The organism is Microbispora oryzae (assembly GCF_017896165.1).
Lineage (GTDB): Bacteria > Actinomycetota > Actinomycetes > Streptosporangiales > Streptosporangiaceae > Microbispora > Microbispora oryzae.
In genome coordinates this window covers 61,374-84,864 of the sequence record NZ_JAFCNB010000006.1, presented here as the reverse complement: position 1 = coordinate 84,864, position 23,491 = coordinate 61,374, and the positions used below count along the sequence as shown (strand labels likewise).

Here is a 23,491-nt window from a genome sequence, read left to right as displayed (position 1 = left end):
TCGCCTGAACGGCGCTCACCCCCCCCATCACGACCGCCGAGGGGCTCGGCGGCTGGTTCGGCGACAAGGCCGAGATCGACCTCCGGGTCGGTGGCACCGCCACGCTGACCTGGGACACGGGCGACCAGGCGCACCTGCGCGTCGAGCGGGTCGAACCGAAAACGGTCTTCGGCTACACGTGGGGCATCAACGGCCTGCCCGAGGAAGATCCGCGTCGCACCTACGTCGAGTTCACTCTCGTCCCCGACGGGGCCGGCACGACGGTCGCCCGGACGGGTGACCGGACCGAGGTCCGCTTCACCCACGTGGGGCTCGTCCCCGGCTTCGAGTGCTTCGACAACTGCGCCGACGGCTGGAACTTCTTCATCAACGGCAGCCGCCACCGGCTGGTCACCACCGGCGAAGGGCCGCTGACGCCCCCCTGGGCCTGATAGGCGCCGGTCGAACTTCGTCGTCGACACGTGACAAACATGGGGGTCGCCGCCGGGCGGCCCCCTCCGCCGCTGTCATGGCCGACCGACGCCCCCGCGAGGAGACGTAAAGTTCTGCTGGCACGTACTTTGCCGAACGTGGGGACGCTGGATGCCGCAGATCTCGCCGCTCCGGCCGGGGGACCCACCCCGGCTCGGGCCCTTCGTGCTGTCCGGGCGGATCGGCGAGGGCGGGCAGGGCGTGGTCTACCTCGGGCTCGGCGAGGAGGGGGAGCAGGCCGCGGTCAAGCTGCTGCACGTGAAGTTCGGCGGCGACGCGATCGCCAGGTCGCGCTTCGCCCGGGAGTTGCGGGCGGCCCAGCGGGTCGCCGGATTCTGCACCGCGCGTGTCCTGGCGGCCGACCTGCAGGGCGACACGCCGTACATCGCGAGTGAGTACATCGAGGGCCCCTCACTGCGCGAGACGGTCGACGCGTCGGGGCCGCTGACGGGTTCCGCTCTGGAGCGCCTGGCGGTCGGCACGGCCACCGCGCTCACGGCGATCCACCGGGCCGGGATCGTGCACCGCGACTTCAAGCCCGACAACGTGCTGATCGCCCCCGACGGACCCCGCGTGGTCGACTTCGGCATCGCCCGCATCCTCGACTCCACCGCGACGATCACCAGCCGGGCCATCGGCACCCCCGCCTACATGGCGCCCGAGCAGATCTCGGGCGGGGACGCCGGGCCGCCCGCCGACGTGTTCTCCTGGGCCTCGACCATCGCGTTCGCGGCGACCGGCACGGCCGTGTTCGGCGGCGACTCGATCGCCTTCGTGCTGAACCGCATCCTCAACCACGAGATCGACGTGAGCGTGCTGCCGGAGCCGCTGCGCGGAGTGGTGCGCGACTGCCTGAGCAAGGACCCGGCCGCCCGGCCGGTCGCCGAGCGGATTCTGCTGCGCCTGCTCGGCGGCGGGGCGGAGGGGGGCGACGCCGAGACGACCGCGCTCACGCGGGGAGCGGCACGCGCGGCCGGACCCGAGCCGGAGGCCTCCCCGGAGCCGTCTGAGCCTTCTGAGAGACCTGCCGGGAAGCCCCCAGGGGAGCCTTCGGGTGACCAGAGCACCGGCGCGGCGGAGCGGCCGGACGCCGGGCCGACCGGAGCCGTACGGCTCCGCCGTCCCCGTGGGCGTCGTCGCCGCTGGTTCGCCCTGACGAAGGCCAGGGTGACGGTCACGGTCGCGGCCGTGGCGGCGGCCGCGGCCGGCCTCGCGGCGCTGGTGAACCTCGTGCCCGAGACGCGGGCGGGCGTGCTCCAGACCGGTGGGGCCGGCGGCTCCGGCGGCGTGGCCGCGGCGGCGGGCGCGTCGTTCTCCACGGTGGCGGAGAAGGCCGCCCGGACCCACCGTCTGACCATCGGCGTCAGGGGCGACCTGCCGGGCGTCGCGCTGGCGTCCCAGGGTGGATTCACCGGCTTCGACATCGACGTCGCCAAGTATGTGGCGGCGAAGCTCGGCGTCCCGCAGAGCGGCGTCGCCTTCCGGCCGATCGGCATCGGCGACCGGGTGAGGTCCCTGGCCGGGGGCGACGTCGACATGGTCGTCGGAACCTACTCCTACGACGACAACAAGGCCGACCGCGTCACCTTCGCCGGGCCGTACTATCGGGCGCACACCGACGTGCTCACGCTCGCCAACGGGGCGATCCACTCTCTCGGCGATCTCGCCGGGAGGCGGTTGTGCGCGCCGCCGGGCAACCGGTCGGCCCGGCTGCTGCAGGACAAGGTGAAGGCCCGGCCCGTCGCCGTGCCCGACTACTCCGTCTGCATGGCCAAGCTGATCCGTGGCGAGGTCGACGCCGTACCCGGCGACGACCTGATCCTCGCGGGCTTCGCCGACCGGGAGGCGCTGCGGATGTCGGTGCTCGGCCTGAAGCTCGCCGACCAGCGCTACGCCATCGGGCTGCCGGGCGGCGACGTGAAGACCTGCGAGGCCGTCGACCGGGCGATCTCCCAGATGTACCAGGACGGCACCATCGACAGGTTGTCAGCCCGGCATTTCGGGCATGTCGATTTCACTCCCGAACGTGACCGGCCCGCCGCGCTGCCCTGCCGCTGAGGGGGCGTTCCCCACCTCCGCCGTCCGGCGCCGCGGGCCGCCTCAGCTCGCGAGATGCCCGTTCCCACGCGGCGTGTCGCCGGATCCCCGGCCCGCCGGGCACGGTTGAATTGATCGCGAGCGTTCGGGGGAGCGGCATGGGTCACAGGGTCGTCACGGGTTTGGTCTGCGTATTCGTCGCCGGAGTGCCGCAACCGGCGGTCGCGGCCGATCAGTGGGGAACGGCGGACCTCTCGGTCGGCATCTCCGCGTCGCCGCGGGTCGCGCAGCCGGGCCAGCCGCTGACGTACCGGGTCACCGTGCACAACAAGGGTCCGGGAGACGCCGTCCTTCCAGTGCTGCGCGTGGAGCTGCCGCAGGACTTCCAGGTCGTGAACGTGGACGTCGCCGAGTGCCGGCCGGAGCGCGGCTGGTCGCAGGTCGTCTGCCGGTCCGCCAGGGACGTCGTGTCGGGCGGCTCCGGCGGCATGACGATCACCGGGGTCGTCCGCCCGGGGGCGCACGGTCCGCTCCAGGCCCGGGCGAGCCTGTCCTCCGAGGTCGTGGACGGCCACGAGGGCGACAACACGGCCGACGTCGTGACCCGGGTCGACGGCGGGGCCGACCTGGCGGTCCGGTTCCGTTCCTCGACCCCGTACACCCGGCCGGGGCACTGGTTCTCCGTGCGGGCCGAGGTGCGCAACCGGGGCCCGCGTGTCGTCCGGGACGCGTACGTCTTCTTCCAGCCCCGTCAGGCGCGGCTCGTGTCGGCCGCGGGCGGGCGCTGCCGCGGCGGCCGGGACTTCGTCGGCTGTGCCATGCCCCCGATCCGCTCCGGGTCGAGCGGACTGCTCAAGCTCGTCTTCCGCGTGCCCTCGCGCGCATGCCACGCCGTGGCGACGATGGCGACGGTCTACTCCCGCCGCTTCGGCGACCGGCGCCCGGAGAACAACCGGGCCCGCATGCGCGTCGCCCTGCGTCGCGGCTGACCGCGCATCACCGGACCGGGCGGCCGGCCGGTTCGCACGGAGTCTCCCTGGTCGACCCGACGGCGGTTGAGTCGGCGGTGCCGGAACCGGCGGTGCTGGAATCGACCGTGCCGGAATCGGCCGTGCCGGAATCGACGCTGGCGGAGTCCACCGTGGCGGACAGGTGGTGCGGGACCGCGGACGCGGCCCCAGTGACGGGCCCGGTCACGAACAGCACGGCCGCGGCGGCAAGAGCGCTTCCGAGCAGGACGACGGCGGACAGGGCCGCCCGGGCGATCAACGGGGGAAGCGCTCTCATGACTCACCTCATGGACCGGCGCACACCGGCCCTTCTCGTCGGGGCCGTACGGTAAGAGACGATCTCATCACAATCCGCGCCCGGTTTCTGGCTTTCCGCAGCCCGCCCAGGCGTCCGCGACGATCGTTTCGAGGGAGGTGCGCTGCGGCTTCCAGCCGAGCTCCCGCATGATCTTCTCGGACGACGCCACCAGGACGGCGGGGTCGCCGGGCCTGCGCGGGCCGGCGACCGTGGGGATGGGGTGCCCGGTGACCTGACGGCAGACGTCGATCACCTCCTTCACGGAGAAGCCGCTGCCGCTGCCCAGGTTGTAGATCCGGTGCTCACCGGGGGAGCAGGCGCCGAGGGCGAGCAGGTGGGCCCTGGCCAGATCGGCGACGTGGATGTAGTCCCGGACGCAGGTACCGTCGGGCGTCGGGTAATCGTCGCCGAAGACGCTCACCGACGGGCGCTCGCCGAGCGCGACCTTGAGCACGTTGGGGATCAGGTGGGTCTCCACCCCGTGCCGTTCCCGGAACGGGCCGTACGCTCCGGCGACGTTGAAGTAACGGAGGCTGACGGGCGCCAGGCCGTAGAGGCCGGCGAACGCGGCGAGAGCGGTGTCGACGGCCAGCTTCGAAGAGCCGTACGGGTTGCCGGGCCGGGTGGGATCGGTCTCCTGGATGGGAGTGTGCTCGGGCTCGCCGTACGTGGCGGCGGTGGAGGAGAAGACGATGCGGTTCACGCCCGCCTGCCGCATCGAGTCGAGCAGGGCGAGGGTGCCGCCGAGGTTGTGGGACCAGTACAGACCGGGCTTCTCGACGGACTCGCCGACGAGCGACTTGGCGGCGAAGTGCAGCACCGCGTCGAACCCCCGGTCGAGGACGCCGCGGGCGTCGGTGATGGACCCCCGCACGAAGGCGGCGCCCTCCGGCACGGCGTCCGCGTGCCCTGTCGACAGGTCGTCGAGCACGGTGACCTCGTGCCCCTCCTCGACGAGCTGGGCCGCGACGACGCTGCCGATGTACCCGGCTCCACCAGTAACCAGCAGCCTCACTGTTTACTCCTGTGCGAAATTGTTTGAACCTGTATGTGTTGGGCCCAGCTTACGCGGTTCCCCTGAGGAACGGGTTAAATGCCAGCAGTACCGCACTCGGACGGCCGGACGGCTGGGGCACCGGCCGGAGGGTGCGACACGCGGCACGAACGCACGGCATGAACACTCGGCACCAACACGCAGCACATCCCTGAACGGAATCAAGACGTGGGCAACGTCGCGGTGACCATCGGCCTGGTCCTGATATTCATTGTGATCGGCGGGTTCTTCGCGGCCGCGGAGATGGCCATGGTGTCTCTCCGGGAGAGCCAGATCCGCCGCCTCAGCGGGGAGGGCCGTCGCGGGGCGCGGGTGCAGAAGCTCGCCCGCGACCCCAACCGGTTCCTGTCCGCCATCCAGGTCGGGGTGACCGTGGCCACGGTCCTGTCGGCCGCGCTGGGCGCCGACCGGCTCGCGGGACGGCTCTCGCCCGTCCTGCGGCAGTGGGGGTTCGACGAGAGCGTCGCCGGTCCGGTGGCGTTCGTGACCGTCACCCTGGCCATCTCGTACGTGAGTCTGGTGCTGGGGGAGCTGGCCCCCAAACGGCTCGGGCGGCAGCGGGCGGAGAGCCTGTCGCTGATGGTGGCGCCGCTGCTCGACCGCATCGCGACGCTGTCGCGGCCGGTCATCTGGGTGCTGTCGATGTCGACGAACGGCATCGTCCGGCTGCTGGGCGGCAACCCCTCGGCGGACCGGGCGGCCATGACGACCGAGGAGCTCCGCGACATGGTCGTCGGCCACAAGGAGCTCACCCAGGACGAGCGCGATGTGATCGCTGAGGTGTTCGCCGCGGGAAAGCGCCAGCTCAGGGAGGTGCTGCTGCCGCGCACCGAGGTCGAGTTCATGTCCGCGGACACGCCGCTGGCGGAGGCCGCGGTGCTGGCGGCGGCGATGCCGCACTCGCGGTTCCCCGTCTACCGTGACTCCTACGACGACATCATCGGCTTCGTCCACGTGCGCGACCTGCTCGATCCGGTGCTTACCGGACGGATCGAGCCGATCAGCGAACTCGTGCCCATCCGCCCGGTGAAGCTGGTTCCCGTGAGCAAGCGGGTGCTGGCGACGCTGGCCGAGATGCGCGACGAGGGCCACCACCTCGCGATCGTCGTCGACGAGTACGGCGGCACCTCGGGCATCGTCACTCTGGAAGACCTGGTCGAGGAGCTGGTCGGCGACATCAGGGACGAATACGACGACGACGGCGAGGCCGTCCGCCTGATCGCGGGAGACATGGAGATCGAGGGGCTGGTCAACCTCGACGAGTTCGCCTCGCAGACGGGGGTCCGCCTGCCCGACGGCCCGTACGAGACCCTGGGTGGCTACATCATGGCGAGCCTCGGCCATCTGCCCGACTGCGGAGAGGCGGCGGACGGGCCCGGCGTCAAGCTGACCGTGACCGAGATGGACGGCCGCCGGGTGGCCCGGGTCCGCGTCACCTCCACGGCCCGCGGACCGGCCGGCCCGGGGGAAACCCCGCCTGACGGCCCAGCTGACGGCACGGTGGACGGCGCTTCGGGCGGCAGAGCGGACGGCGCTCCCGATCGCTGACCGCGGTGCCGTGGCGGACGCGCCCGCCGACGCGCGGGGCGGCGCCTGTCACGGGCAGGGGAGAACTCCTGACAGAATTACGTGTCATGGCGCGTCCTCGTGTTCTGTCCGGCATCCAGCCCACCGCCGACTCCTTCCATCTGGGCAACTACCTCGGCGCGGTGCGTCAGTACGTCGCCCTGCAGGAGACGCACGAGGCGTTCTACTTCATCGCCGACCTGCACGCGCTGACGGTCGCCCCGAAGCCGGAGGAGCTGCGCCGGCGCACCAGGGTCGCCGCCGCCCAGCTCTTCGGCGCGGGGCTCGACCCGGAGCGTTCGTCCGTCTTCGTGCAGAGCCACGTGCGGGAGCACAGTGAGCTCGCCTGGTATCTGATCTGCCAGACCGGCATGGGCGAGGCCGGCCGGATGACCCAGTTCAAGGACAAGTCCGCCCGGTACGGCGAGGGGTCGGCCAGCGTCGGCCTGTTCACCTACCCGATCCTCCAGGCGGCCGACATCCTGATCTACCAGGCCGACCAGGTGCCGGTGGGCGTCGACCAGAAGCAGCACCTGGAGCTCAGCCGCGACCTGGCCCAGCGGTTCAACACCCGCTACGGGCAGACCTTCACGGTGCCGAACCCGTACATCCTGAAGGAGGTCGAGAAGATCACCGACCTCCAGGACCCGACGGCCAAGATGTCCAAGTCGTCGTCGAGCCCGCAGGGCATCATCGACGTGCTGGAGGAGCCGGGCGCGCTGCGCAAGAAGATCATGCGCGCGGTCACGGACACCGGCTCCGAGGTGGTGGCCGACGAGGAGAACAAGCCGGGCGTCACCAACCTGCTGCGGATCCACTCCGCCCTGTCGGGCGTGCCGATCCCCGAGCTGGAGGCGAAGTTCGCCGGGCAGGGATACGGGACCTTCAAGAAGGAGGTCGCCGAGGTCGTGATCGACACGTTCGCCCCGATCAGGGAGCGGACCGAGAAGCTGCTCGCCGACGAGGCCGAGCTCGACCGGATGCTCGCGGCCGGCGCCGGCCGGGCCCGCGAGGTGGCCCGCCAGACGATGGCGCAGGTCCGCGACCGGATCGGACTGCTTCCCTCGCCGCCGATCGGCTGACCGTTCCCGCGCGTCGGGCGGCCTGGACGAGGGTAGTGGTCGGCGATGGGAATCGTCCTGATCGAGCGGGTCAGCCGTCGTGTCGACGCGGTCAGGGCGTGGGGGCGGAGGCGGCTTGAGCGGGACCGGGTCCGATTCCGCTGGTTGGATCACCTCGTCCGCACGGTGCAGCGCTACCAGGTGCAGTCGGGTGACCGGCTGGCCGGGGCGTTCACCTACTTCGCGTTCCTGTCCTTCTTCCCGGTGGTCGCCCTGGCGTTCGTGCTGGTCACGACCGTCTACCCGGACGCCATCGGCACGATAGTCAAGGCGGTCAACGCACAGCTCCCCGGGCTCGCCGGGAAGCTGCGAATCGACCAGCTCGCCGACGTGCGGGTCCGTGCGGGTGTGCTCGGCCTGTTCGGCCTGCTCTACGCGGGCCTGGGCGCGATGAACGCGCTCCGCGACGCGCTGCGCACGATCTGGATGACCTGCGAGCCGCCGACGAACTACTTCGTGGGCAAGCTGCGCGATCTCGTCGCGCTCGTGCTCATGGGCGTCGTCCTGCTGGCCTCGGTGCTCGCGGGTGGATTCGCGACCGGCGCGACCAGCATGGTGACCGGATGGCTCGGCCTGGGCAGCTCCAGCCTGGCGGGCTTCTCGGTGTGGTGTGCCGGGATCGGGGCCAGCCTCGTGGCCGACGTGTCGCTCTTCCTCGTGATGCTGGGCTGGCTGGCCCATCCGGGTCAGCCGTTCCGGGTGGTGTTCCGCGGCGCGCTGCTCGGAGCGGTCCTGTTCGGCCTGCTCAAGCAGCTCGCCGCCCTGATCCTGGGCGCCACGCTGCGCAATCCCGTGTACGGCACGTTCGCCGTGGTGGTCGGCCTGCTGGTGTGGATCAACCTGTCGTCGCGGGTGATCCTCTACACGGCGGCCTGGACCGCGACCGCGACCATGGGCCCGCCCCCGGAGCCGACGCCGCTGCCGTCTCCCGCCCTGCCCGGCGGAGGCCCGTGACCCTGTGACCCGTAACCCTGTGGCCCGTGACCCTGGGGCCCATAAGCCTGTGACGTGTAAGCCTGTGACCAGGAGATCCGTGAGACGGCGGCCCGGGGAGCCGGTCACTCCTCGTCGCGGCGTCTCCTGCGGAGCCTGCCGTACATGAGGAGGGCGACGCCGCCCGCGACGCCCGCGCCGAGCACGGCCGCGGCCACCCCCGGCGCCGCCCCCTGCCAGGCGCTCTTCCCGGCGCCTCCGGCGTTCCGCGCCGCACCCGGAGGGGCCGGAGTGCCGCCCGCGCGTACGGCCCCGGCGGGCGGCGACGGGGTCGGCGAGGGCGCGGGCCCCACCAGTTCGCCCACGGGCGCCGCCTTGCCGCGCACCTCGAAGCCCCAGTCGAGAAGCTTCGCGACCTCCTCCCAGAAGCCGCCCGGGTGATGCATGATCACCACGATGATCGTGTGGCCGTCGCGCTTCGCGGCGCCGACGAAGCTGCCGAGCGCCTTCGTCGTCCAGCCGTTCTTGACGCCCATCATGCCCTTGTAGCGGCCGAGCAGCTTGTTGTGGTTGGCGATCTCGTAGTGACCCTTGGGCGCGGGGAAGTCGGCCGTCTTCGTGCTGATGTACTCCCGGAAGTCGGGCATCGCGAGCCCGGCCCTGGCGATCAGCGCCAGGTCGTAGGGGGAGCTGCGCTGGCCGGGCCGGTCGAGGCCGTTCGGCGACTTCGCCACGGTGTCGTACGCCTGGAGCTGGCGGGCCCGCTCGTTCATGTCGGCCAGCGTCTCGCGCAGGCTGCCGTTGGCCTCGGCGAGGGCGTCGGCCGCGTCGTTGCCGGAGACCATGAGCAGGGCCCGCATGAGGTCGTGAACCTTGTAGATCGGCTTGGGCACCAGGCCGACCGCGCTGCCCTCCTCGTCGCACGCCCACTTGCTCGGCTTGATCACGCGGTCCTTGTCGAGTTTGGGGATCAGAGTCACGGCGGTGAGCGTCTTGAGCGTGCTGGCCGGCATGTAGTGCCCGTGCGGGTCCTTCGCCGCGAGTACCGCCCCGGTGTCGGCGTCCGCGATGAGGAACGCGGACGCCTCGGTCTTGGGCGGCGCGGGCACGCCCTGGGGGGCGATCAGGCCACGTCCGGCGAGACGCTCACCGCCGATGACGCGGTCGGCCGGCGGCGCGCCGAGCCGGGCCGGACCGGACGCCTGCGCCGGAGGGACGCCGGCCAGCGCCGTGGTCATGAGTCCCCACGTCATCGTGGACGTCGCCAGAACGGCGGCGCCGAGGGCCCTGCGCCGGCCGGTCACGCGTCGGCCGGTCCCCGGCTTGCCGGTCCTGTGTGTGCCGGCTCGGTTCTCGCTCACCCCGTGCTCGGCGACTACGTGCTTGCCCACCCCGTGCTCGGCGACTACGAGCTTGCCGACTCCGTGCCTGCCGACTCCGTGCGTGCTCCCCATAGGTCGCTCAGCCTAGCCGCGGGTCTCTTCGCATGTGATGACATTTCCCCCAAAGATCGCCGGACCACGCGTGCTCCAACCCGGCCGATACTGTGAGCATGACGAGACGTGTATCGGCCTTTCTCCTGGCCCTCGCCGCTTTCATGATCTTTGAGTGGATCTCGCTCGGCTTCAACCTGAGCGACGGTCATCCCACGGCCTTCTATGTCGTGCACGGCGTGCTGATCGTCGTCAACATCGTGCTGGCCGTCGTGCTCGCGCTGGTGGGCGTGCGGGGACTGAAGGCGGGTAGGGCTTAGTCGCCAAGTCTTTGCACGCGGATGTGCACGCGGATGTGATGGAGGCATGCGGTGGCGATCGAGTTCAGTCCCTCGCGCGGCGCGACCCTGGGTGTGGAGTGGGAGCTCCAGCTTGTCGACAGGCACACGCGCCTTCTCCGCCAGGACGCCAGAGACGTCCTCGCCGCGGTGCCGGACCTGAGCGAGAGCCAGCGGCCCAAGGCCATGCACGAGCTGATGCAGTCCCAGATCGAGATCGTCACCGACGTCTGCCACACCGTCGCGGAGGCCGTGCAGGACCTGAAGCGGAGCATCGGGCGGCTGCGGGAGGCCGTCGAGCCGCGCGGGATGTCGCTGGCGTGCACGGGCACCCACCCGATCAGCGACTGGCGGGACGCGGTCTACGCGCCGGTCCAGCGCTACACCGAGCTGGTCGAGGAGATGCAGTGGCTCGCCTGGCGGATCCAGACCTTCGGCGTGCACGTCCACGTCGGCGTGACCGACCGCGACAAGGTGATCCCGATCGTCAACGCGCTCGCCGCCCACCTTCCCCACTTCCTCGCGCTGACGTCCTCCAGCCCCTACTGGGGCGGGCAGGACACCGGGCTCGCGTCCAGCAGGGCGATCGTGTTCGGGGCGCTGCCCACGGCGGGGCCGCCGCACCTGCTCACCGACTGGGCCGAGTTCGAGGAGTACATGGACACGCTGCGCCGGGCGGGCACGATCAAGAGCATCAAGGAGGTGTGGTGGGACATCCGGCCCCACCCCGACTTCGGCACGATCGAGGTCCGCATGTTCGACGGGATCCCCACGCCCCGGGAGGTCGGCATGGTCGCCGCCCTCTCCCAGTGCCTGGTGCAGCAGTTCGACCAGCAGATCGACCGCGGCTACAAGCTGCCGCATCCGGCGGCGTGGGTCGTGCGCGACAACAAGTGGCGCGCGACCCGCTACGGGCTCGACGCGGACGTCATCACGGACGACCACGGCTCCACCGCGCCGATGCGCGACGTATTGTATGAACTCCAGCGTGAACTCGAACCCGTCGCCGAGCGCCTGGGCTGCGCCGAGGAGCTGGCGGTGCTCACCGACGTGCTGGAACAGGGGAGTTCGGCCGAGCGCCAGCGGGCGATCCTCGCCGGTGGGGGCACTCTCCAGGATGTGGTCGACGCGACGGTGATCGAGCTCGCGGAGGACAGGTTCGTCACGTCGAACCCCAACGGAGCGACCAAACATACGGGCACTTGATCACGATGTCATGATTTGTCCGGGAATTTGGGTCGGCTCCTGACAACAGGCGGTCGCCGGTGTAAATACTGGGCAATCCGCCGCCTGGGAAGGTCGCGGCATGGAAGGATTGTGATTGAAGGGTCGGTGGTGGCGAGACGACGCCCCGCGACCCTTTTGATCTTTGCCATGACGCGTCCAGTTGAACATTGATGATCCGGCGTACCCGGGGCGGGGTGGCGCCGGAGAAGGGAACTACCCGTGGCCACCTCATCGAAGCTCGCACTGCCGGACTCGGCCCAGCCCGGAGGGGGCGACCTGGCCGGTCAGCTGGCGGAGTTCCTTCGCGAGCGGGGCGATGAGCTGATCGAGTTCCGGCGTGATGTCCACGCGCATCCGGAGACCGCCTTCAGCGAGCACCGAACCACCGAGAAGATCGCTGAACGGCTGACGGACGCGGGCCTCACCCCACGCCTGCTCTCCCGTGGCACGGGCATGTGGGCCGACATCGGCCGGGGCGAAGGTCCGACGGTCGCGCTGCGCGCCGACATCGACGCGCTGCCGATGGACGACGAGAAGGACGTTCCGTACCGCTCGACCAATCCGGGCGCCTGCCACGCCTGCGGCCACGACGTGCACACGGCCGTCGTCCTCGGCGCCGGGCTGTTCCTGGCGTCGCAGGCGGACGCGGGCGCGCTGCCCGGACGGGTGCGGCTGATCTTCCAGCCGGCCGAGGAGGTCGCGGGCGGCGCGCTGGAGGTCATGCGGGACGGCGGCCTCACCGAGGTTGACCGGATCTTCGCGGTGCACTGCGACCCGCGGATCGACGTCGGTCACGTCGGGTTGCGGACCGGCCCCATCACCGGCTCGTGCGACAGCCTCCGGATCAGGGTGTCCGGACCGGGGGGTCACACCGCCCGTCCGCACCTGACCGTCGATCTCGTGTACGCGCTCAGCAAGATCATCACCGAGCTCCCGGCCGCCCTGTCGCGGCGGGTCGACCCCCGGTCGAGCCTCAGCCTGGTGTGGGGGCAGATCTCGGCGGGCTCGTCGTTCAACACCATCCCGGACGTGGGCATGGCCCAGGGCACGGTCAGGTCGCTCGACGAGGAGGCCTGGCACCAGGCCCCCGACCTGCTGAAGTCGCTGCTCGACTCGGTCGCGGGCGCGTACGGCGTCGACGCGGAGCTCGACTACCGGCGCGGCACCCCGCCGACCGTCAACGAGGCGACCAGCATCCAGATGCTGCACGACGCGGTCACCCAGATCATCGGGGAGGCGGCCGCCGTGCCCACCCCGCAGAGCCTCGGCGGCGAGGACTTCTCCTGGTACGTCGAGTCGGTGCCGGGCGCGCTCGCGCGGCTGGGCACCCGCGCCCCCGGCTCGATCGACGAGGTGGACATCCACCGGCCCGAGTTCGACGTGGACGAACGGGCCATCGGGGTCGGGGTCAAGGTCATGGCCGCCACCGCACTCACAGCGCTCTGGGGCGGCACGCACTGATCGAGATATCCAGCCTTCTCCTGACAGGAATCCGGTAAAGGGGTAAAAGCCGACAAACTTGGAAGAACGTTTTATTCCTCACGAGTTCGGTCTTACTTGGCGTAAGTAGCGTGGTGGCTCAGGCCAAGGTAGGGAGGATTCGTGCGGTCGATCGCGATGGTGTTGGCGGGTGTCGCCCTGGTGACCGCCTCTTGCGGCAGGGTCCCGGGCACGGGCGCCACGATCGAGACCGACTACGCGAAGAGCCTCCGCGTCGGGCTCGCGTACGACATCGGGGGCCGGGGCGACCAATCGTTCAACGACGCGGCGGCGGACGGGCTCGACGAGGTGCGGCGCAGCCTCGGGCTGCTCCAGATCAAGGAGTTCGAGGCCCAGCCGGGCGAGCCGCTCAGCAGCAAGCAGCAGCGCCTCCAGACGCTGGCGGAGAACGGATACAGCCCGGTCATCGCCGTCGGATACGCCTACTCGGACGCCGTCCGCACGGTGGCCCCGCGTTATCCCCACACCAAGTTCGCGATCATCGACGACAGAGCGGCGAGCGGGCCCAACGTGGCGAACCTGCTGTTCGCGGAGGAGCAGGGCTCGTTCCTGGTCGGCGCGGCGGCCGCGATGAAGTCGAAGACGGGGGACGTCGGCTTCGTCGGCGGCGTGCAGTCACCGTTGATCAAGAAGTTCGAGGCGGGGTATCGGCAGGGCGTGAAGTACATGAACCCGAAGGCGAAGGTCCGGGTCGCCTACCTCACCCGGCCGCCCGATCTCACCGGCTTCGACAATCCGGCCAAGGCCAGGCAGGCGGCCAAGGCCATGTACGACGGGGGGGCCGACGTGGTCTACCAGGCGGCGGGGGCCTCCGGGGCGGGGGTGTTCCAGGCGGCCAAGGACGCCGGCAGATGGGCCATCGGGGTGGACTCCGACCAGGCCAAGACGGCGGACCCGGCCGTACGTGACCTGATCCTCACCAGCATGATCAAGCGGGTGGACGTCGCCGTCTACGACTACATCGCCGCCCTCATGGACGGCACGGTCGCGAGCGGTCCGTCCGTCTACGACCTGAAGCTCGGCGGTGTCGACTACTCCAGCACCGGCGGGCACATCAAGGACATCCAGCCGAAGCTCGAACAGCTCAAGCAAGAGATCATTATCGGCAAGATCAAGGTTTCCCCAGGTTGAGCGCCTGGTCACGGGGAAGCGAGGGCTACATAACGGACATGTTGCGGACTGGTGTGCGGGTTTGGTCTATGCAGGTCAAACAACTATCTTCCGTGCAGGGTTGCCGTGCGTTCCTGCGTGCGTGCGACGAGAGTTGGACGGCGGGCACACGGAAGGGGAGTACTCACCTTGCTCCGCAATCGAGTTAGCAAACTGGCGGCCGCGACAACCGCGGGCGCCTTGCTCATGGCCGCCGCCGCGTGTGGGGGTAGCGACGACACCAAGGCGTCGGCGACCGGCGCGGCGTCGCAGGGAGCGGGTGCGGGCGGGGCCGCCCAGGTGAAGGTCGGCCTGGCCTACGACATCGGCGGCCGCGGCGACGGCTCCTTCAACGACGCCGCAGGCGCGGGCCTCGACAAGGCCGTGGCGGACCTCAAGCTCGGCAAGGCTCAGGAGCTCGAGGCGACCCAGGGCGAGACCGACGCCCAGAAGGAGCAGCGGCTGCGCCTGCTGGCGCAGGGCGGTTACAACCCCGTGATCGCGATCGGCTTCGCCTACTCCGGTCCCCTTGGGAAGGTCGCCAAGGACTTCCCCAACACCAAGTTCGCGATCGTCGACGACCCGGTGGAGGGCGCGAACATCTCCAACCTGCTCTTCGCCGAGGAGCAGGGCTCGTTCCTCGTGGGCGTGGCCGCGGCGCTCAAGTCCACCAAGGACAACATCGGCTTCGTCGGCGGTGTGGACGTTCCCCTGATCCACAAGTTCGAGGCGGGCTTCGAGGCCGGCGCCAAGGCCGCCAAGCCGAGCATCAAGATCCAGACCAAGTACCTCAGCCAGCCCCCGGACATGAGCGGCTTCGGCGACCCGGCCAAGGGCAAGACCGCCGCGCAGGGCATGTACGACGCCGGCGCGGACGTCGTCTACCAGGCCGCGGGCGGCTCCGGCGGCGGCGTGTTCGACGCCGCGAAGGCCGCGGGCGGGATGGCCATCGGCGTCGACTCCGACCAGGCGGCCCTCCCGGCGTACGCCAACGTCAAGGACGTCATCATCACCTCGATGCTCAAGAAGGTGGACGTCGCGGTCTTCGACTTCCTGAAGAACTACGTGGACGGCACGGTCAAGGCCGGCCCGACGGTCTACGACCTCAAGGCGGGCGGCGTGGACTACTCCACGACCGGCGGGAAGGTCGACGACATCAAGTCGAAGATCGACGATTACAAGCAGCAGATCATCGACGGAAAGATCACGGTTCCGAGCTCCTGACCTGCGCCGTTGCGGGGCCCGGTGGCATAGCCCCGGGCCCCTTGGTCTACTGTCAACTACCACTGTCCGTAACAGGCACTCCCAGGAGGAGGCCGCCATCACCGCCGCGACCGTCACGGAACCCGCAGTAGAACTCGACGGGATCACCAAGAGATTTCCCGGAGTCGTCGCCAACCGCGACATCCATCTTCACGTCGCCAAAGGACAGATCCACGCCATCGTCGGCGAGAACGGCGCGGGCAAGTCCACGCTGATGAAGATCCTTTATGGCATGCAGCGCCCGGACGAGGGCGAGATCCGCATCAACGGGTCGCCCGTGGGGTTCCACACACCGGCCGACGCCATCGCCGCCGGGATCGGCATGGTCCACCAGCACTTCATGCTGGCCGACAACCTGACCGTCCTGGAGAACGTGGTCCTCGGCAGCGAGCCGCGCAAGGGCGGGATCGCCCTCGACTTCGCCGCCGCGCACAAGCGGATCAAGGAGATCTCCGACGCGTACGGCCTGGGCATCCGGCCGGACGCCACCGTCGAGGAGCTGGGCGTCGGCGACCGGCAGCGCGTGGAGATCCTCAAGGTGCTCTACCGCGGCGCCCGGATCCTCATCCTCGACGAGCCGACGGCGGTCCTCGTGCCCCACGAGGTCGAGGAGCTGTTCGGCAACCTGCGCGACCTGGTCAGCCAGGGGCTGACGATCCTGTTCATCTCCCACAAGCTGGACGAGGTCCTCCGGGTGGCCGACGCCATCACCGTGATCCGCCGCGGCACGACCGTGGCCACCGTCGACCCCAAGGACGTCACGGCGCGCGGGCTGGCCGAGCTGATGGTCGGCAGCGAGCTGCCCAGCCCGGAGACGCGGGAGTCCACCGTGACCGACGTGGTGGCGCTGTCGGTGCGCGGCCTGTCCGTGTTGACCGACGGCCGGGCGGTGGTCGACGACGCGAGCTTCGACATCCACAAGGGCGAGGTGCTCGGTATCGCGGGCGTCGAGGGCAACGGACAGGCCGAGCTGGTCGAGGCGATCATGGGCATGCGCGCCTGCACCGCCGACCTGCTCACCCTGAACGGCGCGTCCATCGCGGACTGGTCGACCCTGCGCCGCCGCGCGGGCGGCATCGGCTACATCCCGGAGGACCGGCACCGGCACGGCCTGCTGCTGGAGTCCCCGCTGTGGGAGAACCGGGTCTTGGGACACCAGACCCGGCGGCCGAACGCCAGAGGCATCTGGATCGACCGCGCCGGGGCGCGGGCCGACACGCGGCGCATCGTCGAGGAGTACGACGTGCGCACCCCCGGTATCGACGTGGACGCGGCGGCCCTGTCGGGCGGCAACCAGCAGAAACTGATCGTCGGCCGCGAGATGAGCGGCGATCCCGTGCTGCTGATCGCCAGCCATCCGACGCGCGGCGTCGACGTGGGCGCCCAGGCGGCCATCTGGGACCATCTGCGCCGGGCCCGCGCGGCCGGGCTGGCGGTCCTGCTGATCTCCGCCGACCTGGACGAGCTGATCGGCCTGTCCGACTCGCTGAAAGTCATCCTCCGGGGCAGGATCGTCGCCGACGTCGACCCCGCCACCGTGACCCCCGAGCAGCTCGGCTCGGCCATGACCGGCGCCGGGGAGGGCGCATGAGTTCGTTTCTCGACCGGCTGACCGGCCGGGTGCGGCTCGGCGGCTGGCTCGCCGTCGCCGCGCCCGTCATCGCCATCCTGTTCGCGGTGCTGATCACCTCGGCGGTGCTGCTCGTCGCGGGCAACGACCCCGTCGAGGCCTTCCGCACGCTGGCCGACTACGGTTCGCAGCCGCCCACGATGGCGCTCATCCTCAACACGTCCGTGGGCTACTACATCTCGGCCCTCGCCGTGGCCGTCGGCTTCCGGATGAACCTGTTCAACATCGGCGTGGACGGCCAGTACCGGCTCGCCGCCGTGGTCGCCGCCGGACTCGGCGGCGCGGCCGTGCTCCCCGGGGTGCTGAACATCGTCTTGACGATCGTCTGCGCCGTGGTGGTCGGAGCGCTCTGGGCCGCGATCGCCGGCGTGCTCAAGGTGACCCGCGGCGTCAGCGAGGTCATCTCGACCATCATGCTGAACGCCATCGCCACCGGCGTCGGATCATGGCTGGTCAGCAACTACTTCGGCGTCCTCAACGGCAACGACCTCGCCACCCGCCCCATCCCCGACGACGCCCACGTGCCGGGCATCCCGCTCGTCGCGGGCGCCCCGCAGCCGGTCAACGGCTTCATCGTGCTGGCGGTGATCCTCGGGGCGGCCTACTACGTGCTGCTCAACCGCACCCGGTTCGGCTTCGACCTCAGGGCGACCGGCCAGTCCGAGACGGCCGCGGTGGCCAGCGGGGTCAACGTGCGCAGGATGGTCGTCGCCACGATGGTCATCTCGGGCGCCGTCGCCGGGCTGAGCGGCATGCCGGAGCTTCTCGGCGCATCGTTCAAGTACAGCAACAACTTCCCGACCGGGCTCGGCTTCACCGGCATCGCGATCGCGCTGCTCGGCCGGAACAACCCCGTCGGCATGGCGGTCGGCGCGCTGCTGTGGGCCTTCCTCGACACCTCGTCGGACGCGCTCCAGCTGCTCAACATCTCGAAGGAGATCGTGCAGATCATGCAGGGGGTCATCGTGCTCTCCGTGATCGTCGCGTACGAGCTGGTGCACCGCTACCGGATCGTCGCGGAGCAGCGCAGGGTCAGCCGCGAACTGGCGGCACCCGCCGAGCCCGAAGGAGCGGCGGCGTGAGCGGACGCGTACGGTACGGGCGCGAGGGCGAGGAGACGGCATGACGGCGACGGGCCTATCCGTGGGCAGCCCGGTGGAGGCGCCGCCCGCCCGGAGGTTCCGGCTGACCACGCCGGTCCTGCTGCTGGGGCTGGCCGGGCTGGTCGTGCTGCTCTCCCTCACCCGGGTGATCACGGGCGCCGAGGACATCACCTCCAAGGGTACGGTCAGCGCCGCGCTCGGCCTGGCGGTCCCGATCGGGCTCGCCGGTCTCGGCGGCCTGTGGTCCGAGCGGGCCGGCGTGGTCAACATCGGCCTTGAGGGCATGATGGTGCTCGGCACCTGGTTCGGCGCCTGGGGCGCCCTGGAGTTCCACAACCCGTGGGCCGGGGTGATCGCCGGCGCCGTCGGCGGGGCGCTCGGCGCCGCCATCCACGCGCTGGCCACGGTGACGTTCGGCGTCGACCACATCATCTCGGGTGTCGCGATCAACATCGTCGGCGTCGGGTTCACCCAGTATCTGTCCAAGCTGGTGTTCGACGGCATGCCGGGCGGCGGGGCCAAGCAGTCGCCTCCGCTGCCGAAGCTGAGCACCTTCAGCATCAAGTTCCTCAACGATCCCCTGCAGACGCTGGAAACCAAGCACTGGTTCCTGCTCTCTGATGTGGCCGGGCTGCTGCGGGGCATCACTCAGGACGTGTCCTGGTTCACGATCCTGGCGCTGCTGCTGGTGCCGCTGACGTTCTACCTGCTGTGGCGCACGGCGTTCGGCCTGCGGCTGCGGGCCTGCGGCGAGCGGCCGATCGCCGCGGAGTCGCTGGGCGTCAACGTCTACCTGTACAAGTGGATCGGCGTGCTCGTCTCCGGCCTGCTCGCCGGGCTGGGCGGGGCCTTCCTGTCGCTCGTGGCCGCCGGCATCTACCGGGACGGGCAGACGGGCGGCCGGGGCTACATCGGCCTCGCCGCCATGATCTTCGGCAACTGGCGGCCGGGAGGGCTGGCCGCCGGGGCGACGCTGTTCGGCTACACCGACGCGCTCCAGCTGCGGCAGGGCGGCACCTCCGTCCACGCGCTGCTGCTGGTCGTCGCGCTGCTGCTCGCCGCGGTCGCCGTCTACCAGCTGGTCCGGCAGCGTCGCGGCGGGGCGGCCCTGATCACGGCGATCGTCGCGGCCGTCGTCTTCGCGGTGTTCGCCGTCACCACGACCGTGCCCGAGCAGTTCACCTCGTTCACTCCGCACCTCACCACGTTGCTGGTGCTGTCGCTGGCCTCGCAGCGTCTGCGCATGCCCGCGGCCGACGGAATCCCGTACCGGAGGGGGAACGCCACATGACCAAGCCCACCGAACCCACTGGGTCCACCGGTTCCACGGCTGCCGGCCTCGACTGGGAGGCCCTGCGCGTCGCCGCGCGCGACGCCATGGCCAACGCCTACGCGCCGTATTCGAAGTTTCCCGTGGGGGCTGCGGCTCTCGTCGACGACGGCCGCGTCGTCACCGGCTGCAACGTGGAGAACGCGTCGTACGGCCTGGGGTTGTGCGCCGAGTGCGGGCTGGTGTCGGCCCTGCACGCCGGGGGCGGCGGCCGCCTGGTGGCGTTCACCTGCGTGGACGGGCACGGCGAGCTGCTGATGCCGTGCGGGCGCTGCCGTCAGCTCCTCTTCGAGCACGGCGGCCCCGAGCTGCTGGTGGAGACGCCGGAAGGGCCCGCGCGGATGGCCGAGATCCTGCCGTTCGCCTTCGGGCCGGACGACCTGTCGCGATAGGGAGACTCATGGGATTCGACGCGATCGAGATCATCACCGCGAAGCGGGATCGCGGGGAGCTGTCGACCGCCCAGATCGACTGGGTGATCGACGCCTACACGCGCGGCGAGGTGGCCGACGAGCAGATGTCGGCGCTGCTGATGGCGATCCTGCTGAACGGGATGGACCGCAGGGAGATCGCGGACTGGACCCAGGCGATGATCCGTTCGGGGGAGCGGATGGACTGGTCGTCGCTCGACCGTCCCACCGCCGACAAGCACTCCACCGGCGGCGTCGGCGACAAGATCACGCTGCCGCTCGCGCCGCTGGTGGCCGCGTGCGGGGCGTACGTGCCCCAGTTGTCGGGCCGCGGGCTCGGCCACACCGGTGGCACCCTGGACAAACTGGAGTCGATCCCCGGATGGCGGGCGTCGCTGTCGAACGACGAGATGCTCGGCGTGCTCCGCGCCGCCGGAGCGGTCGTGTGCGCGGCGGGCAGTGGGCTCGCGCCCGCCGACCGGAAGCTCTACGCGCTGCGCGACGTGACCGGGACGGTGGAGTCGATCCCGCTGATCGCCTCCTCGATCATGTCGAAGAAGATCGCCGAGGGCACGGGCTCACTCGTGCTCGACGTCAAGGTCGGCTCCGGGGCGTTCATGAAGAACGTGGCCGACGCCAGGGAGCTGGCCCGGACGATGGTCGCCCTGGGCAGCGACGCGGGGGTCCGTACGGTGGCTCTGCTCACCGCGATGGACCGGCCGCTCGGCCTGGCCGTGGGCAACGCGCTGGAGGTCCAGGAGGCGGTCGAGGTCCTCGCGGGCGGAGGCCCGCAGGACATCGTCGAGCTCACCGTGCGGCTCGCCCGGGAGATGCTGGAGGCCGCCGAGGTGGCGGGCGCCCGTGACCCGGAGGAGGCGCTGAAGGACGGCTCCGCCATGGACGCCTGGCGGCGCATGATCACGGCACAGGGCGGCGACCCGGACGCCGCCCTGCCGAAGGCGGCCGAGTCCGTCGAGGTCGCCGCGCCCGCGTCCGGCGTGCTGACCTCGCTCGACGCCCTCAAGGTGGGGATCGCCGCGTGGCGGCTCGGCGCCGGCCGGGCCCGCAAGGAGGACCCGGTGTCGGCCGGCGCGGGCATCACGCTGCACGCCAAGCCGGGCGACGTCGTCCGCGAGGGCCGGCCGCTGATGACGCTGCACGCCGACGAGGCCGGGCGCTTCGAGCGGGCGCTGGCGGCGCTCGACGGCGCCTACGAGATCGGGGAGCCGAGCGGCGACGGCCTGCTGCCGCTCGTCGTCGACCGGATCACTGCCTGACGGGGCCGGGTGCGGGGACCGCGGGCCGGTCCTCGTGCCTCTTCTCGTCCCTGCTTTGGACACTGCTCACGAGGCCGCTCACGGTGCTGCCCTCGGCGCCGCTCACAGCGCTGCTTACGGTGCTGCTCACAGTGCTGCTCTCGTGGGACCGCTTCGCGGTGTCCCGTTCGGTGCCGAGGCAGCGGGAGCCGTTGACGAGGTGCGGGAACAGGTGGGCGCTCAGCACTCCTCTGTGGGTGGGCACGGCCTCGTCGTGACGCCTGCGGCCCGCGTCGGTGAGGTAGACGAACACACCGCGGCGGTCGGCCTCGCACAGGGACCGGGACACCAGCCCCTCGCGCTCCAGGCGGGCGATCAGGCGGGACAGCGCGCTCTGGCTCAGGTGGACCTGCGCGGCCAGCTCCTGCACCCGGAACTTGGGAGCTCCGTCGCACCCCTCCGTCGTGTTTCCCTCGGCGAGCCGTTCGAGCACCTCGAACTCGCTCACGCCCAGGGAATGCCTGTCGCTGAGCTCCCGCTCCAGCGCGCCTGTCACCTCGGCGTGGCGTGCGAGCAGCTCGCGCCAGGCCATAACCACGAACTCTGAGTCGGTGTCGTTCATCGGCCTTCTGACCCGCCTTTCTGCGCGCGATGCTAGCACGTCAGGGAGATACGTGCAAATACATTATTTGCTTGTGCATTGGATGCGCATGCATGTAACTTCGTCGGCATGACTTCCTCCACATTGGACGCGCGCTGGGGGGCGCGCCTATGGGGTGCCCTCACCGTGCTCTGCGCGGTCATCTTCCTTGACGCCCTCGACGTATCGATGGTGGGCGTCGCCCTGCCGTCCATCCAGGCCGACCTCGGCATGACCACCTCGTCCCTGCAGTGGGTGGTCAGCGGTTACGTGCTGGGGTACGGCGGTCTGCTGCTTCTCGGGGGCCGGACCGCCGACCTGCTCGGCCGCCGCCGGGTCTTCCTCGCCGCGCTGGTGGTCTTCGCCGTCGCGTCACTGCTCGGCGGCCTGATGAGCGACGGCACGCTGCTCGTCGCGGCCCGTTTCCTCAAGGGCATGAGTGCGGCGTTCACCGCGCCCGCCGCCCTGTCCATCATCACGACCACGTTCGCCGAGGGACCGGCCAGGAACCGGGCGCTGAGCATCTTCACCGCCTGCGGCGCCAGCGGCTTCTCTCTCGGCCTGGTGCTGTCCGGCCTGCTGACCGAGGTCGGCTGGCGCTGGACGTTCCTCATGCCGGTCCCGGTGGCCCTCATCGCGCTCGTCGCCGGGGTGCGGCTGCTGGCCCGCGACCGCGAGCGCGGCGAGGGCGGGCACGACCTGCCGGGCGCGCTCACCGTGACCGGGGCCATGCTGCTGCTCGTCTTCGCGGTCGTCGAGGCGCCGAAGGTGAGTGTCGTGCAGACCGTGGCGTCGCTCGCCGGATCCGCCGTCCTCCTCGGACTGTTCGTCTGGATCGAGCGCCGGGTCCGCCACCCGCTCGTCCGGCTGGGCATCCTGCGCTCGGCCCCGCTGGTGCGGGCCAACATCGGGCTCGTCATCCTCTTCGGGTCGTACGTCGGGTTCCAGTTCGTGGCCATGCAGTACTTCCAGAACCTGCTGGGCTGGAGCGCCCTGCAGACGGCCGTGGCGTTCCTGCCCGCCGGGCTGCTCGTCGCCCTCAGCTCCACCCGGATGGGCCGGCTCGCCGACCGGTTCGGCACCGGACGGCTGATCGTGCTCGGCTCCGTGGCCCTGCTGGCCGGCTATGCGATGTTCTTCCGGGTCGACCGGCACCCGAGCCTGCTCGGCATGGTGATCCCGGGCATGGTGCTGCTGGGCATCGCGTTCGGGCTGTCGTTCCCGTCGCTGAACATCCAGGCGGTGGCGGGCGTCCCCGACAGCGAGCAGGGGCTGGCCTCCGGCCTGCTCAACACCTCCGGCCAGGTCGGCGGCGCGGTGGTGCTCGCCATCGTCACCGCGGTCCTGACGGCAGGCGACGGCGACGGCGACCCGATCTCCCGATTCCGCGCGGCGATCACCGTGTCGGCCGTGTTCGCGCTGGTCGGACTGGTGGTCGCGCTGACCGGGCTGCGTTCGAGACGCGCCCCGGCCGCGGTCGCGGTGGAGAGCGAGGAGAGGGCGCTGGAAGCGGCCTGACCCAGGCTCCCCCCTACAGGGGGGATGAACGGCCGCGCCGAAGGGGGAGCGCGGCCGGAAACAGAAGGGGGCGTCCCGATTTCTCGGGGCGCCCCCTTCGGCTGTCCGTCGGCTCGGATGGCGGTCGGTCGTCCGGGTTCTCCGTCGGGCCGCTCTGTGGGATGCATGGGCCTGGCCGTGGGGCCTGGCCGTGGGGCCTGGGCC

At 70.7% G+C, this 23,491-nt stretch carries 21 protein-coding genes and 1 pseudogene; 18 read left to right on the top strand and 4 right to left on the bottom strand.

All coding sequences use genetic code 11. The annotated features are described in order from the left end of the window. Positions 1-26: 26 nt before the first annotated feature. The 4 genes and pseudogenes from JOL79_RS35755 to JOL79_RS13160 all read left to right on the top strand — a co-directional run. A pseudogene (locus JOL79_RS35755) lies at positions 27-266 on the top strand (SRPBCC family protein); the annotation flags it as partial. Positions 267-305: 39 nt separating this feature from the next. Beyond that, on the top strand, positions 306-431 hold the full coding sequence (locus JOL79_RS35000) for a hypothetical protein (protein ID WP_269143801.1): 126 nt from the start codon (positions 306-308) through the stop codon (positions 429-431). Between the two features lie 151 nt (positions 432-582). Continuing rightward, a complete protein-coding gene (locus JOL79_RS13165) occupies positions 583-2,529 on the top strand; it encodes a serine/threonine-protein kinase (RefSeq protein ID WP_210156067.1) in 1,947 nt (648 codons plus the stop codon). A 137-nt stretch (positions 2,530-2,666) separates the two neighbouring features. Further along, positions 2,667-3,497 carry a COG1361 family protein gene (locus tag JOL79_RS13160; RefSeq protein WP_210156066.1) on the top strand — a complete coding sequence of 277 codons (831 nt, stop codon included), beginning with the start codon at positions 2,667-2,669 and terminating at the stop codon, positions 3,495-3,497. 7 nt (positions 3,498-3,504) lie between these two features. On the opposite strand, the gene JOL79_RS13155 is transcribed toward JOL79_RS13160, so the two are convergent. Continuing rightward, positions 3,505-3,795, bottom strand: coding sequence for a hypothetical protein (locus JOL79_RS13155; RefSeq protein ID WP_210156065.1), 291 nt, complete (start codon positions 3,793-3,795; stop codon positions 3,505-3,507). 67 nt (positions 3,796-3,862) lie between these two features. Next, entirely contained in the window at positions 3,863-4,831 is a 969-nt protein-coding gene (galE, locus tag JOL79_RS13150) for a UDP-glucose 4-epimerase GalE (RefSeq protein ID WP_210156064.1), read from the bottom strand. Between the two features lie 207 nt (positions 4,832-5,038). Here galE and JOL79_RS13145 point away from each other — a divergent pair, with 207 nt between their 5' ends. The 3 genes from JOL79_RS13145 to JOL79_RS13135 all read left to right on the top strand — a co-directional run bounded on the left by JOL79_RS13145 (position 5,039) and on the right by JOL79_RS13135 (position 8,511). Continuing rightward, positions 5,039-6,418, top strand: a complete 1,380-nt coding sequence (locus JOL79_RS13145) for a hemolysin family protein (RefSeq protein WP_210156063.1) — start codon at positions 5,039-5,041, stop codon at positions 6,416-6,418. Between the two features lie 86 nt (positions 6,419-6,504). Continuing rightward, positions 6,505-7,518: a tryptophan--tRNA ligase gene (trpS, locus tag JOL79_RS13140; RefSeq protein WP_210156062.1), complete on the top strand. Its 1,014-nt coding sequence runs from the start codon at positions 6,505-6,507 to the stop codon at positions 7,516-7,518. A gap of 45 nt (positions 7,519-7,563) precedes the next feature. Beyond that, positions 7,564-8,511, top strand: coding sequence for a YihY/virulence factor BrkB family protein (locus JOL79_RS13135; protein ID WP_210156061.1), 948 nt, complete (start codon positions 7,564-7,566; stop codon positions 8,509-8,511). Positions 8,512-8,615: 104 nt separating this feature from the next. Here JOL79_RS13135 and JOL79_RS13130 read toward each other — a convergent pair whose 3' ends face one another. Beyond that, positions 8,616-9,944, bottom strand: a complete 1,329-nt coding sequence (locus JOL79_RS13130; RefSeq protein ID WP_230984727.1) for a D-alanyl-D-alanine carboxypeptidase family protein — start codon at positions 9,942-9,944, stop codon at positions 8,616-8,618. A gap of 98 nt (positions 9,945-10,042) precedes the next feature. Between JOL79_RS13130 and JOL79_RS13125 the strand changes: the two genes are divergently transcribed. From JOL79_RS13125 to JOL79_RS13080, 10 genes are all read left to right on the top strand, one after another. After that, positions 10,043-10,243 carry an SCO4848 family membrane protein gene (locus tag JOL79_RS13125; protein ID WP_230984726.1) on the top strand — a complete coding sequence of 67 codons (201 nt, stop codon included), beginning with the start codon at positions 10,043-10,045 and terminating at the stop codon, positions 10,241-10,243. A 51-nt stretch (positions 10,244-10,294) separates the two neighbouring features. After that, entirely contained in the window at positions 10,295-11,467 is a 1,173-nt protein-coding gene (locus tag JOL79_RS13120) for a glutamate--cysteine ligase (protein WP_210156059.1), read from the top strand. 240 nt (positions 11,468-11,707) lie between these two features. Further along, positions 11,708-12,949: an amidohydrolase gene (locus JOL79_RS13115; protein WP_210156058.1), complete on the top strand. Its 1,242-nt coding sequence runs from the start codon at positions 11,708-11,710 to the stop codon at positions 12,947-12,949. 141 nt (positions 12,950-13,090) lie between these two features. After that, positions 13,091-14,119, top strand: a complete 1,029-nt coding sequence (locus JOL79_RS13110) for a BMP family lipoprotein (RefSeq protein WP_307848510.1) — start codon at positions 13,091-13,093, stop codon at positions 14,117-14,119. Between the two features lie 168 nt (positions 14,120-14,287). Continuing rightward, on the top strand, positions 14,288-15,361 hold the full coding sequence (locus JOL79_RS13105; RefSeq protein ID WP_210156057.1) for a BMP family lipoprotein: 1,074 nt from the start codon (positions 14,288-14,290) through the stop codon (positions 15,359-15,361). Positions 15,362-15,458: 97 nt separating this feature from the next. Then, positions 15,459-16,991, top strand: a complete 1,533-nt coding sequence (locus tag JOL79_RS13100; RefSeq protein ID WP_210156337.1) for an ABC transporter ATP-binding protein — start codon at positions 15,459-15,461, stop codon at positions 16,989-16,991. Continuing rightward, positions 16,988-18,112: an ABC transporter permease gene (locus JOL79_RS13095; RefSeq protein ID WP_210156056.1), complete on the top strand. Its 1,125-nt coding sequence runs from the start codon at positions 16,988-16,990 to the stop codon at positions 18,110-18,112. The genes JOL79_RS13100 and JOL79_RS13095 overlap by 4 nt, the downstream gene beginning before the upstream one ends. 40 nt (positions 18,113-18,152) lie before the next feature. Then, positions 18,153-19,424, top strand: coding sequence for an ABC transporter permease (locus tag JOL79_RS13090; RefSeq protein ID WP_210156055.1), 1,272 nt, complete (start codon positions 18,153-18,155; stop codon positions 19,422-19,424). Next, positions 19,421-19,855 carry a cytidine deaminase gene (locus JOL79_RS13085; RefSeq protein ID WP_210156054.1) on the top strand — a complete coding sequence of 145 codons (435 nt, stop codon included), beginning with the start codon at positions 19,421-19,423 and terminating at the stop codon, positions 19,853-19,855. Before JOL79_RS13090 ends, JOL79_RS13085 begins: the two co-directional genes overlap by 4 nt. Before the next feature lie 8 nt (positions 19,856-19,863). Beyond that, a complete protein-coding gene (locus JOL79_RS13080) occupies positions 19,864-21,150 on the top strand; it encodes a thymidine phosphorylase (RefSeq protein ID WP_210156053.1) in 1,287 nt (428 codons plus the stop codon). Here JOL79_RS13080 and JOL79_RS13075 read toward each other — a convergent pair. Then, positions 21,140-21,751, bottom strand: a complete 612-nt coding sequence (locus JOL79_RS13075; RefSeq protein WP_210156052.1) for a MarR family winged helix-turn-helix transcriptional regulator — start codon at positions 21,749-21,751, stop codon at positions 21,140-21,142. The two genes, JOL79_RS13080 and JOL79_RS13075, sit on opposite strands and share 11 nt — an antisense overlap. A 108-nt stretch (positions 21,752-21,859) precedes the next feature. Here JOL79_RS13075 and JOL79_RS13070 point away from each other — a divergent pair, with 108 nt between their 5' ends. Next, complete coding sequence (locus JOL79_RS13070) at positions 21,860-23,287, top strand: MFS transporter (RefSeq protein WP_210156051.1); 1,428 nt, start codon at positions 21,860-21,862, stop codon at positions 23,285-23,287. Positions 23,288-23,491 lie beyond the last annotated feature (204 nt).

Coding starts and splice junctions, on each gene's coding strand:
- JOL79_RS13165 (WP_210156067.1), top strand. CDS start 583: ATGCCGCAGATCTCGCCGCTCCGGCCGGGGGACCCACCCCGGCTCGGG.
- JOL79_RS13160 (WP_210156066.1), top strand. CDS start 2,667: ATGGGTCACAGGGTCGTCACGGGTTTGGTCTGCGTATTCGTCGCCGGA.
- JOL79_RS13155 (WP_210156065.1), bottom strand. CDS start 3,795: ATGAGAGCGCTTCCCCCGTTGATCGCCCGGGCGGCCCTGTCCGCCGTC.
- trpS (WP_210156062.1), top strand. CDS start 6,505: ATGGCGCGTCCTCGTGTTCTGTCCGGCATCCAGCCCACCGCCGACTCC.
- JOL79_RS13135 (WP_210156061.1), top strand. CDS start 7,564: ATGGGAATCGTCCTGATCGAGCGGGTCAGCCGTCGTGTCGACGCGGTC.
- JOL79_RS13130 (WP_230984727.1), bottom strand. CDS start 9,944: ATGGGGAGCACGCACGGAGTCGGCAGGCACGGAGTCGGCAAGCTCGTA.
- JOL79_RS13125 (WP_230984726.1), top strand. CDS start 10,043: ATGACGAGACGTGTATCGGCCTTTCTCCTGGCCCTCGCCGCTTTCATG.
- JOL79_RS13095 (WP_210156056.1), top strand. CDS start 16,988: ATGAGTTCGTTTCTCGACCGGCTGACCGGCCGGGTGCGGCTCGGCGGC.
- JOL79_RS13090 (WP_210156055.1), top strand. CDS start 18,153: ATGACGGCGACGGGCCTATCCGTGGGCAGCCCGGTGGAGGCGCCGCCC.
- JOL79_RS13085 (WP_210156054.1), top strand. CDS start 19,421: ATGACCAAGCCCACCGAACCCACTGGGTCCACCGGTTCCACGGCTGCC.
- JOL79_RS13080 (WP_210156053.1), top strand. CDS start 19,864: ATGGGATTCGACGCGATCGAGATCATCACCGCGAAGCGGGATCGCGGG.
- JOL79_RS13075 (WP_210156052.1), bottom strand. CDS start 21,751: ATGAACGACACCGACTCAGAGTTCGTGGTTATGGCCTGGCGCGAGCTG.
- JOL79_RS13070 (WP_210156051.1), top strand. CDS start 21,860: ATGACTTCCTCCACATTGGACGCGCGCTGGGGGGCGCGCCTATGGGGT.